Source organism: Streptomyces sp. NPDC046727 (genome assembly GCF_040645635.1).
Taxonomy (GTDB): Bacteria; Actinomycetota; Actinomycetes; order Streptomycetales; family Streptomycetaceae; genus Streptomyces.
In genome coordinates this window covers 102,858-116,253 of record NZ_JBEYYR010000005.1, presented here as the reverse complement: position 1 = coordinate 116,253, position 13,396 = coordinate 102,858, and the positions used below count along the sequence as shown (strand labels likewise).

Annotated in this window: 9 protein-coding genes; 4 read left to right on the top strand and 5 right to left on the bottom strand. The window is 73.4% G+C overall.

The window, feature by feature from the left end:
* Nucleotides 1-135 precede the first annotated feature (135 nt).
* On the bottom strand, nucleotides 136-2,340 hold the full coding sequence (locus tag ABZ937_RS07920) for an FUSC family protein (protein WP_361687217.1): 2,205 nt from the start codon (nucleotides 2,338-2,340) through the stop codon (nucleotides 136-138).
* A 281-nt stretch (nucleotides 2,341-2,621) separates the two neighbouring features.
* Between ABZ937_RS07920 and ABZ937_RS07915 the strand changes: the two genes are divergently transcribed.
* Together ABZ937_RS07915 and helR are read left to right on the top strand one after the other, a co-directional pair.
* Entirely contained in the window at nucleotides 2,622-3,833 is a 1,212-nt protein-coding gene (locus ABZ937_RS07915) for a glycosyltransferase (protein WP_361687215.1), read from the top strand.
* Nucleotides 3,834-3,970: 137 nt separating this feature from the next.
* Nucleotides 3,971-6,127: an RNA polymerase recycling motor ATPase HelR gene (helR, locus tag ABZ937_RS07910; protein ID WP_361687212.1), complete on the top strand. Its 2,157-nt coding sequence runs from the start codon at nucleotides 3,971-3,973 to the stop codon at nucleotides 6,125-6,127.
* 64 nt (nucleotides 6,128-6,191) lie between these two features.
* On the opposite strand, the gene ABZ937_RS07905 is transcribed toward helR, so the two are convergent.
* From ABZ937_RS07905 to ABZ937_RS07895, 3 genes are all read right to left on the bottom strand, one after another.
* Nucleotides 6,192-10,040 (bottom strand): helix-turn-helix domain-containing protein, encoded by a 3,849-nt coding sequence (locus ABZ937_RS07905; protein WP_361687209.1) that lies wholly within the window; start codon nucleotides 10,038-10,040, stop codon nucleotides 6,192-6,194.
* Between the two features lie 177 nt (nucleotides 10,041-10,217).
* Nucleotides 10,218-10,586: a hypothetical protein gene (locus tag ABZ937_RS07900; protein ID WP_361687206.1), complete on the bottom strand. Its 369-nt coding sequence runs from the start codon at nucleotides 10,584-10,586 to the stop codon at nucleotides 10,218-10,220.
* Between the two features lie 233 nt (nucleotides 10,587-10,819).
* On the bottom strand, nucleotides 10,820-11,671 hold the full coding sequence (locus tag ABZ937_RS07895) for a LysR family transcriptional regulator (RefSeq protein WP_361687203.1): 852 nt from the start codon (nucleotides 11,669-11,671) through the stop codon (nucleotides 10,820-10,822).
* 185 nt (nucleotides 11,672-11,856) lie between these two features.
* Between ABZ937_RS07895 and ABZ937_RS07890 the strand changes: the two genes are divergently transcribed.
* Nucleotides 11,857-12,300 carry a cupin domain-containing protein gene (locus ABZ937_RS07890; protein ID WP_361687753.1) on the top strand — a complete coding sequence of 148 codons (444 nt, stop codon included), beginning with the start codon at nucleotides 11,857-11,859 and terminating at the stop codon, nucleotides 12,298-12,300.
* A gap of 40 nt (nucleotides 12,301-12,340) precedes the next feature.
* On the opposite strand, the gene ABZ937_RS07885 is transcribed toward ABZ937_RS07890, so the two are convergent.
* The gene (locus tag ABZ937_RS07885) at nucleotides 12,341-12,808 is read right to left on the bottom strand and encodes a helix-turn-helix domain-containing protein (protein WP_361687200.1); all 468 of its coding nucleotides are present in this window, start codon (nucleotides 12,806-12,808) and stop codon (nucleotides 12,341-12,343) included.
* A gap of 91 nt (nucleotides 12,809-12,899) precedes the next feature.
* Between ABZ937_RS07885 and ABZ937_RS07880 the strand changes: the two genes are divergently transcribed.
* A complete protein-coding gene (locus tag ABZ937_RS07880; RefSeq protein ID WP_361687197.1) occupies nucleotides 12,900-13,394 on the top strand; it encodes a PaaI family thioesterase in 495 nt (164 codons plus the stop codon).
* Nucleotides 13,395-13,396 lie beyond the last annotated feature (2 nt).

Genomic DNA, 13,396 nt, shown 5'->3' with positions numbered 1-13,396 from the left:
TTCCACAATCGCACTGATTTCACCGTCGCGTCGGCTCCGGGCATGGGGTGAGGGCTCAGTGACGGCAGCACCACCGCCTACAGCGACATCCGCGTCGCCGTGCAAGGCCGACCGGCGGAACGGTTCGTCCGGCAGTCAGCGCGATCGTTCCGGGAGGACGCTCGTGGCCTCGGGGGTGTGGTCGCCGTGCGCGATCCGGGTCAGGTCGGTCATGAGCGCGTCCAGCCATGCCACGATCGCGTAGTACGCCCGTGGAGCGCCCGGCGGCTCGTCGGCGAAACCGGCGAAGGCCGGATCGATCAGCGGGAGCGCAGCGGGCGGGGTGTCGTCTCCCGGGTCCAGTGCCGCCGACACCAGCAGCATCCGCCCCGCCACCCGGTCCCCCAGCCGACAGGCCGACTCGGCCGCCGCCGGGCTCAGCTCGGTGAGCGGCGGCTCCAGCAACCGAGCCGATCCCCACAGCGTGTGATGCCCGGCGATCAGCGTCGCCTGCCAGTCCACCACGGGCCGTCGGGGCCGGTGCCCCCATGCCCCGAGCGGCTGCGGCTCGCTCTGCAACTGCGCGTACGCCGACTCCGCAAGGATGACGGCGCGCTGCAACGACCGGTGACCGGACATCCCCGGCCGCATGGCCGCCGTCGCGCCGGCCGCCATCGAGGCGCTGGTCGCCACCACGATCTCCGCCGCCCTGCGCAAGAGGTCGGCCGCCGCCTGGCGCAGCTCGTCATGGGCACCCCGGGGCCAGGCCAGCACCCCGAACACGACGCCGATCGCGCTGCCGACCAGCACGTCCAGCACCCTGACCTCCGCCAGCCGCCACGTCGGCTGCGCCAGCTGTGCGAAGACCAGCGCCACGAGCACGGTGAACAGTCCCTGCGCCCAGCCCATGCCCTTGACCGGCCCCACCGTGAACCCGAACAGCATCCACACCGGGAGCAGGACGGCGTACACGGTGGTGTCGGAGCCCACCAGGATCAGTGTTCCGGCGCTGACCAGGGCCCCGGCCAGCGTGCCCGCGAGCGCCAGGCGGATGGTGCTCCAGGTCTCGCCCAGCGTGGTCCGGGTGAGGGTGAGGGTCGCCAGCATCGCCCAGAAGCCGTGCGGCAGGGTGTCCACCCCGGCCACGAGCCGGACCGCCGTCAGGGCCAGGGCCATGCGCACCGCGTTCTGGAAGAACACCGAGCGACGCCCGGCATGGCCGCACAGCCGGTGCCACCACAGGACGGGGGCCCGGCTCGTGGCGTACCAGAAGCGGCCCGCCGGCAACGCCACCGCGGCGTGCCGTCCCCGTACCGCGAGGTCGGCCGCCGCGCCCATCGCCAGCGCCGCGTCGGCGACCTCCAGGAGGGCGGCGTGGCGGCGCAGGACGGCGGGCGGGAAGCCGGGCGCGGTCCCGCCGAGCCGGGCGCGCTCCGCGGTGGGAGGAGGTCCCGCCGATGCCGCGGACAGGTGTGCGCGGGCCGTGAGCAGGTCCTCCTGCTGAGCCGCGGGCGGCGTTCCCGTCCGCAGACAGGTAGCGGTCGCCGCGGCCAGTCCCGCTACCGCCCGCAGCAGGGCGGTCTCGTCGGGCGCCGTGTCCTCCCCCGGTACGAGGCGCAGCTGCGCCAGTCTGCTGAGCAGGGTGCGGGTGGCGAGGCCGGTGTGGGTGAGGGCGCGGTCGTGCACCCCCGGCCCCGCCGGACGCTCGGCTTCCGGCACGTTGAGCGGCCGCAGTGCCTGGCTCGCCTCCAGAGCGGCCCGGATGTCCGTGTCCGTCAGGGCACCAGGGGGTACGGCGAGCTTCGCCGCACACTCCTCGGCGATCAGCGCCGCCCGGGCGGCCCGCTCCCGGTACGACAGCGGGCGGGGCTCACGGAAGAGCAGCGCCTCGGCGGCGACGAACAGGACCACGCCGCTGGTCGTTCCGACCAGCCGCTCACCGAGCGAGCCGGGCTCGTACGGCGGGAACGACGGCAGGATGTAGAGGAGTTGAAGTCCCGGTGCCGCCCCCGCCGGGCGCGGTCCGCCCACGGCGGCGAAGGCCAGCGTGAAGCCGACCACCAGCATGCCGAGGACCGCGCTCCAGGTGCGGACCGACAGATAGGTGCCGGCGATCACCAGCACCCAGCACACCGGCAGCAGGCGCAACAGCACCGACGCGCGCTGCTCCCCGGTACCGGGGATCCTGGACAGTCCGCCCAGGGCCACGACGCCGAACAGTGCGTAGGTCGCCGCGACCGGACGGTCCAGGCCGTAGAGGAAGAGGTAGAAGCCTGCCGCCGCGACCAGTGTCACGCGCAGCGCACGACGGCCTGAGGCGGCGTAGGCCGCCCGCAGCCGAGCACCTGGAACACCCCGCACCTCTTCAGAATCACCCAGCACCGGGCATCCGGCACCTCTGATCACCGTCTGACCGATGCACCCGCCGCACCGTCTGGATGACCGAGTCCCCCCGACGGCCGAGGGAGGAGGGGCGGCAGGACGGGACAAAGACAAAGGGGGCAAATGACAAAGGCAAGGAGATCAGCCACTCCTTGCCACTCTCAACTTATAGCGCACTGGGGGGCTTGCGGCAAGGCCCCCGTCGTACCGCAGAATCGTCCGCCGAGGCCAGGAAGCTGCGGGAACGGGAGATTCACGAAGTGCGTGTGCTGTTGTCGACCTACGGGTCGCGCGGGGACGTCGAACCACTGGCGGGGCTCGCGGTGCGGCTGCGGGAACTCGGCGCGGAGGTGCGGGTGTGCGCGCCTCCGGACGAGGACTTCGCGCGGCGGCTGGCCGGTGTCGGCGTACCGATGGTGCCGGTCGGACCGTCGGCGCGTGCCCTCACGAAGGCGGCGCCGCCGGCCTCGTCCCTGTCCCGGCGTGCGGCCGACCTGATCGCCGGCCAGCTCGACCCGGTCACCGCGGCGGCCGAGGGATGCGATGTGCTGGTGGCGACCGGCCCGCTGCCCGCCGCGGCCGGTGCGCTGTCGGTGGCCGAGAGGCTGGGCGTCCGCTCCGTGTCCGTGACGTTCCAGCAGCTCACCGTGCCGTCGCCGCACCATGCGCCGCTGGCGTACCCGGGCCGGCCCCTCCCGCCGGAGGTGACCGACAACCGGGCGCTGTGGGACCTGGACGCCCAGAACATCAACGCGCTGTTCGGCGAGGCGCTCAACACGAACCGGGCGTCGCTGGGCCTGCCCCCGGTGGACGACGTGCGTGACTACGTCCTCGGCGGCCGGCCGTGGGTGGCGACGGACCCGGTCCTCGATCCGCTGCACGAGCGGCCGGGCCTGGACGTCGTGCAGACCGGCGCGTGGATCCTGCCCGACGAACGCCCGCTCCCGGCCGGGCTGACGGCGTTCCTGGACGCCGGCACACCGCCGGTGTACGTGGGCTTCGGCAGCATGCCGATGCACGCGTCGTCGGACGTCGCCCAGGTCGCCGTCGAGGCGGTCCGCGCGCAGGGCCGCCGCGCGGTCGTGGCCCGCGGCTGGGCGGATCTGTCCCTGATCGACGACCGGGACGACTTCTTCGTCGTCGGCGAGGTCAACCAGCAGGCTCTGTTCCGCCGGGTGGCCGCCGTCGTGCACCACGGCGGTGCGGGTACGACGACGACGGCGACCCGGGCCGGCACGCCCCAGGTGGTGGTGCCCCAGCTGGCGGACCAGCCGTACTGGGCCGGGCGGGTGGCCGAGCTGGGCATCGGCGCGGCACACGACGGTCCCACTCCGACCCTCGCGTCCCTATCCGCCGCTCTCAGGACGGCCCTCACCCCCGAGACCGGCGCGCGGGCGACCGCCGTGGCCGGCCGGGTCCGCACCGACGGAACATCGGTGGCCGCGCGGCTGCTGTTCGACGCCGTCCGCTGAATTCGCTGCCCCGCCGGCGGGCCGAGCCGGAACCCAAGTCCCGTACATGAGAAACCTCGGCGCGCTGTTCCTCGCGCCTGCCCGGACGCCCTGCCGCGCACCATGGCCGGAAGCGGCCTCAGATCGGAGCCAATGACGTGAAACAGCCCCTGTCCACCAGCGCTTTCGACCTCCCCGACCGCCTTTCTGCGAAGTCCGACGCGACGCTGATCGCCGACGACGAGAAGCACTTCGCGGCCATCGCGGAGTGTCTTGAGGAGTCGATCTCCGAGCTGTCCGGCCGCCTCGCCGCCGAGCGGAAGGCGCCCGGCGGCAAGGGCCGGCAGGCCATGGACCGGGACGCGGAGATCCACCGGCTGACCGGCCGCCTGCGCGCGCTGCGCCGCTTCGGCCTGGACCTGTGCCTCGGCCGCATGGTCGGCCCGGACAGCGCCGAGCCCGTGTACGTCGGACGGCTCGGCCTCACGGACAGCACGGGCCGGCGGCTGCTGGTCGACTGGCGCTCCCCCGCCGCCGAGCCGTTCTTCGGCGCCACCCACGCCAACCCGATGGGTCTGACGAGCCGTCGCAGGTACCGCTGGACCGGCGGCCGGATCAGTGACTACTGGGACGAGGTGTTCACCGCGGACGGACTGGTCGGGCACGCCGCGCTCGACGACCAGTCCGCGTTCATCGCCAGCCTGGGCGGCAACCGCTCGCCGCGGATGCGGGACGTGCTCGGCACCATCCAGGCCGACCAGGACGCCATCATCCGGGCGGGCTCGCGTGGCGCTCTCGTCGTGGACGGCGGCCCCGGTACGGGGAAGACCGTCGTGGCTCTGCACCGTTCCGCCTACCTCCTCCACTCCGACCCCCGGCTCGGTCATCGCCGGGGCGGCGTCCTGTTCGTCGGTCCGCACCGGCCGTACCTGGCGTACGTCGCCGACGTCCTGCCCAGCCTCGGCGAGGAGGGCGTGCAGACCTGCACCCTGCGGGACTTGGTGGCCGAGGGAGCGGGAGCCGCGGTCGAGGCCGATCCGGAGGTGGCCCGCCTGAAGTCGTCCGCGGACCTGGTGAGGGCGATCGAGAGGGCCGTCAGGTTCTACGAGGAGCCGCCCACCGAGCCGATGACGGTCACGACCCCCTGGTCCGACATCCAGCTGAGCGCCGACGACTGGGCCGTGGCGTTCGAGGCGGCGGAACCCGGCACTCCGCACAACGAGGCGCGGGACCAGGTACGGGAGGAACTGCTCACGATCCTGGTGGACAAGTACGACGGCGACGGGGACGCCTCACCCGAGCTGCTCCGCCGGTCGCTGCTGCGGAACAGGGAACTGCTCACGGCGTTCAACCGCGCGTGGCCGCTGCTGGAAGCCGCTGACCTCGTCGGAGACCTGTGGTCGGTACCCGCGTACCTGCGGATGTGCGCCCCCTGGCTCAGCCGCGAGGAGGTCCGGTTGTTGCAGCGCGCGGACGCCCAGGCGTGGACGGTGTCCGACCTGCCGTTGCTGGACGCGGCACGGCAGCGACTCGGTGATCCGGAGGCGGCGCGACGGAAGCTCCGGCACAAGGCCGCGGTCGCCGCCGAGCGCGCGCGTATGGCCGTCGTCATCGACCACATCCTCCAGGCCGATGACGACGGCGAGGGCGCGGTGACGATGCTGCACGGACAGGACCTGAAGGACTCGCTCGTCGACGAGACCGCGCTGCCGAGCGTCGAACCTGACCTGCTCGCCGGGCCGTTCGCGCACATCGTCGTGGACGAGGCCCAGGAACTGACCGACGCGGAATGGCAGATGCTGCTGCTGCGGTGCCCGTCCCGGAGCTTCACCATCGTCGGGGACCGCGCCCAGGCCAGGCACGGGTTCACGGAGTCGTGGCGGGAGCGGCTCGAACGGGTCGGGTTCGGCCGGATCAACCTCGCTTCGCTCAGCGTCAACTACCGGACGCCGGAGGAAATCATGACGGAAGCCGCGCCGGTCATCCGGGCCGCTCTCCCGGACGCCAACGTACCGACCTCCATCCGCAGCAGCGGCGTCCCCGTCGTACACGGATCCATCACCGACCTGAACCCGGTCCTCGACACCTGGCTCGCCGCACACGCCGACGGCATCGCCTGCGTCATCGGCGCTCCCACGTTCCGCCCCACGTCCCGCGTCCGCTCCCTGACCCCGGAGCTGTCCAAGGGACTCGAATTCGACCTGGTCGTCCTCGTCGACCCGGAGGATTTCGGCGAGGGCGTCGAAGGAGCGGTGGACCGCTATGTCGCGATGACCCGGGCGACACAGCGACTGGTCATCCTCACGAGCACGTGACGCGCCTGCCCGTGGCCCTACTTCGACAGGCAACGGGAAACCCCCGGCCGAGCAGGGCGGTTGCTCAGTGCTCCGGGCACGCGGACGTGCCGGGGGCGGGCTCGCCGGGGAGCAGGGAGCGGCGTGTCGCCGGGTCCATGTCCCGGTCCAGGCGGCAGATCTCGGCCAGCCGCGCCCGGGTGTCCAGGTTCCACAGCCGTACCGTGCCGTCGTTGCTGCTGCTCGCCACCGTCCGCCCGTCGGGTGCGAAGGCCACGCCCCACACCGCGTTGGTGTGCCCGGCGAGTGTGGCCCACGGCCGCTGTCCGGGCACGTCCCACAGCCGTACCGTACGGTCGTTGCCGCTGCTGGCGAGCAGTCGTCCGTCCGGCGAGAACGCCAGGCCGCGCGCCGATCCGGTGTGCCCCGTCAGCGAGGCGAGGAGCCGGTGCCGTGCCAGGTCCCACAGGCGTACGGTGCCGTCGTTGCCGCAACTGGCCAGCGTGCGGCCGTCGGGGCTGAAGGCGACGCCCCGGACGGCGCCGGTGTGGCCGGTCAGCGCGGCGAGCGAGCGGTGCGCGCGCACGTCCCACAGACGCACCGTCAGATCGTCGCCGGCGCTGGCCAGGGTCCGTCCGTCGGGGCTGAAGGCGACGTCGTTGACGTAGTCGGTGTGGCCGGTGAGGACGGCGAGCGTGCGATGGCCGGTGACGTCCCAGAGGCGCAGGGTGCGGTCGGCGCCCGCGGAGGCGAGGGTGCGGCCGTCCGGCGCGAACGCCACCGCGAACACGGCTCCGCGGTGGCCGTGCAGCACGGTGTGCGGGTGGCGGGCGGCCGTGTCCCACAGCGTCACCGTGCCGTCGGAGCCGGCCGCGGCCAGGGTGGCGCCGTCCGGCGCGAACGCCACGGTGGTGACGCTTCCGCGCGTGCCCGTCAGGGTCGTGGGCGCGGCGCGCCGCCGGGCGGGGTCCCACAGGCGCACGGTGTGGTCGGCGTCCGCGGTGGCCAGCAGCCGCCCGTCGGGGCGGTAGGTGACGGCGGAGACCTCCGTGAACGGGCGTGCGGCCAGGGTCCGGCCGCGCAGGTCCCACAGGACCACGGTCTGGTCGAACCCGCCGGTGGCGAGCAGTGTGCCGGTGGCGTCGACCGCGACGGACATCACGTAGTCGGTGTGTCCGGTGAGGGTGGTGACGAGCCGTCCGCTGCGCACGTCCCAGAGCCTGGTCGTGCTGTCCCCGCTCGCGCTGATCACGGTGGTGCCGTCGGGGGTGTAGGCCACGGCGTTGACGTCGTCGCTGTGCCCGCTGAGCGTCGCGGTGGCCCGGCGGCGGCCGGTGTCCCACAGCCGTACGGTCCGGTCCACTCCCCCGCTGGCCAGGCCGCGGCCGTCGGGGGCGAACGCCAGGCCGAGCACCTCGTCGGTGTGACCGCGCAGGACGGCCAGTTGCTCGGCCCGGCCGGGATCCCACAGCCGTACGGTCCGGTCCGCGCCGGCCGAGGCGAGGGTCCGGCCGTCCGGGGCGAACGCGAGCGTGTCGACCTGGCCGGTGTGGCCGGTGAGGCGGGCCGCTCGCCGGGGCGTTCCGGCCGTGTCCCAGAGCTGGACGGCTCCGTCGGCGGCGGCGACGGCGAGGGTGTGACCGCGGGGGTCGAAGGCGACCGCGCGGGCCGCGCGGGTGTCCGCCGGCAGCAGGACGGCGCGGGCGGAGCGGCCCGGGGACCACAGCCGTACGGGCCCGGTGGTGTCCGTGACGGCGAGGGTACGGCCGTCCGGGCTGAAGGCGATCGAGCGGATCCGGCCGGGGACGGTGAGCGTCGCGGTCGTCCGGCGGTCGGTGGGGCGCCGCAGGCGGACCGTGCCGTCCGAGCTGCCGGTCGCCAGCAGGCCGCCGCCCGGCGCGAAGGCGACCGTGTTGACCGGGCCGTGGTGTCCGCCGAGCCGGGCCGCGAAGGGCTCGGCCTGGGTGCTCAGCAGGGCTCCGCGGGCCGTGGCGGTGGGTTCCGTGCGGTAGGCCTCCGCGGCGAGCAGCATGGACGCCTCGGGTCGGCCCCCGGCCAGCAGGGTGGACCGGGCGGCGAGGGCCTGGGAGCGGGCGAGGCGTTCCTGGACGAGTGCGTCGGCCCGTTGCCGGTGGGCGAGGCCGCCGGCGGCCAGGGCGCAGCCGAGCAGGACGACGAGGGTGGCCACCATCGCCTGCCGCAGCCGGGTCTGCCGCCGTGCCTGGCGCTGCCGGGCCTCCTCCTCCGCCTGACTCGCGGTCAGGAAGGCTTCCTCCACGGGGTCCAGCGGTCCGAGGCCGTCCTGCTCCTCGGCCCAGGACCGTACGGTGTCCAGCCGTGTGCCGCGGTACAGCGCCGACGGGTCGCGGCTCTCACGCTCCCATTCGGCGGCGGCGTGGGCGAGTTGCTGGCGGACGAGGAGGCCGGCCCGGTCGGCGCTGATCCAGGTCCGCAGCCGGGGCCAGCTGTGCAGCAGTGCCTCGTGCGCGATCTCGACGCTGTCGCTGTCGACGGTGACGAGCCGGGCGCGGACGAAGACGTCGAGCGCGGTGCCGGCGCCCTCCGCGCCGGCGAGCTGCGTCGTCAGGGCGGTACGGCCGACCCGGCGGCGGGTGGCACCGGTGCCGTCGGAGACCTGGACGAGCCGGGACAGGATGCGCCGGATGGTCTGCTGCTCGGCGGGGTACAGCTGGGCGAACGCGTCCTCGGCGGTGCGTGCGACGGCTCCCTGGATGCCGCCCGTGCTCTCGTACCCGGCGACGGTCAGGGTGCCCGCCTCGCGGTGGCGCCAGGTGGCCAGCAGCGCGTGGGAGACCAGGGGGAGCGCGCCGGAGGGGACGCCCCGCGTACCGGCTTCACCGGTCAGCCCGGCGTCCCGCAGCAGGACGGGGACCAGACCGGGATCGAGGGTGACACCGGCGAGTTCGGCGGGTCGGGTGATGGATTCGCGCAGCTCCGCCGTGGTCATCGGGGGCAGGACGTAGAGGCCGTCGGCGAAGAGGGGGGCGAGTTCCGGGAGGTCGAGACAGCGGCCGGAGAAGTCGGCGCGGACGCCGAGGACGACCACCGCGGGATCGTGCGCGGGGGACGGTGGGGGCGCGGCGAGCGCGCACAGCACACGGGCGAAGGCGCGCTGTTCGGCCTCGTCCAGGCAGAGGGTGAACAGTTCCTCGAACTGGTCGACGAGCAGGACCAGCCGGGGCGGTGGCGGTGGCCGGCGCCCGGCCGGGGTCGCTTCCGCGCGGGACCGGACGGCGCCCAGGAGGGCCTCGGGCCGCTCGCCGAGCTGGGCGGCGGTGAGGTCCAGGTCGCCGTCGAGGGCTTTGGCGGTGCGTTCGAGCAGCTCGTCCAGCGGGTGGGCGGTGGGGGTGAGGGTGACGACCGGCCAGCGGTCGGCGCCGGCCATCGGGAAGCCGCCGGACCGTCGGAGGGCGGGCACGAGACCGGCGTTGAGGAGGGACGACTTGCCCGCGCCCGAGGGGGCGACGAGCAGCAGCGGCCCCGCGCCGACGCGTGCGAAGACCCGCTCCACGAGGGCGGCCGTGGCCCGTTCCCGGCCGAAGAATCGTCCGGCGTCCTGCGCGGTGTACGGCGACAGGCCCGGGTAGGGGCAGGCGGCGCCGGTGACATCGTTGCCGTCGTCGGGTTCCGCCGGGCGCGCGGGCGCGACCAGGCGCAGCAACTCGCCCTCGGCGCACAGGATCTGGTCGCAGCGGCGGGCCACGTCGACGGTGGGGCGCTTCGCGCCGGTTTCGATCTTGCTCAGATATCCCTTGCTGTAGTGGGTCTGTCTGGCCAGGCCGGCGAGCGACAGACCGCGTTGCTGCCTCAGTCGTCGTAGCTGTGCGGGGAAGGACGGTGTGGTCGGCACCGTCCGGTCCCCGTCGTTCTCGTTCCGGTTGCCGGTGTCGGCTCCCTGTTGCGGCTCCCCCAAGGCGTCCCCCATGGCAGACGTGCCCAGGCCGTGAGACGGCGGGAGCCCAGGTTACTGCCGGTGTGGGGCAGGTGGCCCAGCCATGCGCGGGGAGTGACCGAAAACGAGCTTCCGGAACCGCGGTTGCGGTTCCGGAAGCTTCCCCCGTCGGTCCCCCTCGGCCGGCCGTGGGTGGGGTTACGGCCGGTTGAGGGTGATGGAGTTGATCGGCGTGAGGTCGGCGTACACGCCCGTGCCTTCCGCGATGGGGGTGCCGCAGCCGGTGCCGTTGTAGCCGGTGCACAGGCTCGCGGTGGCACCGCCGTACTGGTTGTTGAGGACCCAGTGGCGGCCGACCTGGTTGTTGAGGTTGTGCGGCCCGTAGCTGTAGAAGACAAGGCTCGGCGACTGGGCGGGGTTCTGGTTCTGCGGGTAGACGCACACCGCCCCGTCCGGGCAACCCGCCCAGGGGTCGGCGGCCGGCTCGGCGTGGGCCGCGCCGCTCATCGCCATCACCGCTGCCGCGGCGGTCGCGAACGCGGCAGCCCCGCGAATCATGTTGCGCATGGATTCCCCCTTGCAGTTCTCCTGCGTCATCTGCGTCGCCGCAGGTCGTGCTTGGCGCTGACGCCATCAAAGCTCCCGCCGCGGCCGACCGGCGTCCACGGGTTTCCCGTCGCCCGTCCCCACCGCCTGCGGGAAACCGCACCTGACCAGCGGGAGCGGGAGGGGTGGGCAACGCGGGCGGCACCGGGCGAGGTGCCGCGCGCGGGCGGCTGCCGGCACCGGTCGCGGGAACGTCAGCCGTGATAGGCGGCGACCGCGAGCTGGACGAACGAGCGGATCAGCGGATTCGTGTCACCTTCCTTCCATGCCACCACCACACGGCTCGGCGGCATGTCGGTCAGCGGCACCACGGTGAGCCCCTCGCCGTGTTCGTGACCGAGAGGGGTCATGCCGACCGTGCCGTTCCAGAGCACGGCCTGCCGGCACTCCTGGACGGCGCGCACCACCGGACCCTCGCGGAGCTCCCCGCCGTTCCAGTACGACTGCCACAGGGGGTCGGTGCCCGCCGGGAACCGGAACCAGCGGCGGTCGGCCAGGTCGGCCCGCTCCAGGCTGCCGCGGCCGGCCAGCGGATCGTCGGCGCGCAGCAGCGCCCCCACCGGGTCGGCCCGCAGTTCGCGCACCGTCAGACCGGTCTCGTCGAACGGCCCGCGGGTCAGGGCGGCATCGACCAGTCCGGCGTGCAGCCCGCAGGTGGGATCGGCCAGGTCGGTCTCGCGGACGCGGACCTCGACGCTCGGGTGCCGCCGGTGGTAGGCGCGGGCCAGCCGGGTCGCGCCCGGGTCGGTGCTGCCCCCCAGGAAGCCGACGGTCAGCGTCGCGGCGCCGGCCGCCGCGGCCACGCGTACGCGTGCGCGGTCGGCCTGGTCGAGCAGGGCACGCGCCTCGACGAGCAGCGTCGCTCCCGCCGGAGTCAGCGCGACACCGGCGGACGACCGCTCGAACAGCACGGCGCCGAGTTCGGCCTCCAGCCGCTTGATCGCCCGGCTCAGTGGCGGCTGGCTCATGTGCAGCCGGGCGGCGGCCCGGCCGAAGTGGAGTTCCTCGGCGACCGCCACGAAGTAGCGCAGCGTGCGTAGCTCCACGGTGCGACGATACCCGTGCGGTATCGAGGTCACCGAACGGGTCTTGGACAGTGACGGGAGCCCGGCGGTGGAATCGAGGCATGGGTGACAAACGGAAGAGCAGTGGGCCGGGGACCGGCGGGCCGTCCGCCGGTGAGCCGACCGTCGGCCCCACCGTGTCGGTGGTCGGTCCGGGTGACGGGGAGATGATCGTCCTGGGCACCACGCGGATGCGCGTTCTCGAAGACGGGAGCAACACCGGGCACCGCCTCGGGCTCGCCGAATCCGTCCTCGCGCCGCACACGCCCGGACCGCCGCAGCACCGTCACGCCCGGCACGACGAGGGTTTCTACGTCATCTCGGGCACGGTGCGGTTCACCGTCGGAGAGGACGGCTACGACGCGACGCCGGGCACGCTCGTCATGGTCCCGCCCGGGGTCCCGCACACGTTCGCCAACACGACCGGCCAACCGGCCGTCATGCTCAGCACGTTCACGCCGGACCTGTACGTGCAGTACTTCCGGGACCTGCGGGACATGTACGCCGACGGCGGGGCGCCGGCCCCACAGGCGGCCATCGAGGTCATGAGCCGCTACGCCACCGAGCCGGCCACCGATGTCGCCGGGGCCGAGCGGGGACGCGACTCGTGACCGTCGCCGACCGGTCCTGCTGTGAGTGCCAGGGTGCCCGTCAGGTCACAGCGCGGGCCGAGGCGCCGGGTTTCGTGTAGGCCTGTCGTGGGTCGAGACGTCCGTGATCGGTCGGGCAGACGACGACGGCTTCCACCTGTTCGCCGCAGTCGCGGTGCCGTACCTCCAGGGGCGGTCCCTCCGGGTCCGCGGTGTAGCGGTCGCCCCACTGCTTGAGGGCGATCATCACGGGCCACAGGTCCCAGCCCTTGGCGGTGAGCCGGTACTCGCGGCGCGTGCGGTGGCCCGGCTCCTGGTACGGGACGGTCGTCAGGATCCCGGCGGCGACCAGTTTGCGCAGCCGGTCCGCCAGCACGGCCTCGGACAGTCCCACATGCCCGCGGAAGTCATCGAAACGGCGCACGCCGTTCATGGCGTCACGCAACACCAGCAGCGACCACTTCTCGCCGATCACGTCGAGGGTTCGCTGCACCGTGCAGTTCTCGGTGCTGGTATCCAACCAGGTCATGCGGCCATCGTAGGCTGGCTTCGGCATTGACAGCCAGATGTCTCGCTGGCTAGCTTCGCATGGTGAAGTCAGTCGACGAGGAAGAGGCCCCATGACAAGGTCACGCACGTTCGAGTGGCAGGATCCGGGCATCTCCGCCGCCGCCGTGGGCCGGCAGAGCGGTCTCGACTTCTTGCGGAGCGTGCTGAGCGGACGCCTGCCCGCCCCGCCCATCATGGCGACCCTCGGATTCTCCTTGGAGGAAGTCGAGTTCGGCCGCGTGGTCTTCGCCGTGGAGCCGGGAGAGGAGCACTACAACCCGATCGGCAGCGTCCACGGCGGTGTCTACGCCACTCTCCTCGACTCGGCCGCGGGCTGTTGCGTGCAGACCGTGCTTCCGGCCGGCATGGGGTACACCTCGCTCGACCTGAGCGTGAAGTTCCTGCGCAGGATCACCGTCGACACCGGCAAGGTCCGCGCCGTCGGCACCGTCCTCAGTCACGGCCGTCGTACGGCCCTGGCACAGGCCGAGCTGCTCGATTCCGAGGACCGCCTGCTCGCCCATGCCACGAGCAGCTGCATGATCTTCCCGGTTCCCCCGAGCTAGGC

Excerpts from the sequence above, each read along its gene's own strand:
- ABZ937_RS07900 (WP_361687206.1), bottom strand. The coding sequence starts at position 10,586 with ATGCGCAACATGATTCGCGGGGCTGCCGCGTTCGCGACCGCCGCGGCA.
- ABZ937_RS07885 (WP_361687200.1), bottom strand. The coding sequence starts at position 12,808 with ATGACCTGGTTGGATACCAGCACCGAGAACTGCACGGTGCAGCGAACC.
- ABZ937_RS07890 (WP_361687753.1), top strand. The coding sequence starts at position 11,857 with ATGATCGTCCTGGGCACCACGCGGATGCGCGTTCTCGAAGACGGGAGC.
- ABZ937_RS07880 (WP_361687197.1), top strand. The coding sequence starts at position 12,900 with ATGACAAGGTCACGCACGTTCGAGTGGCAGGATCCGGGCATCTCCGCC.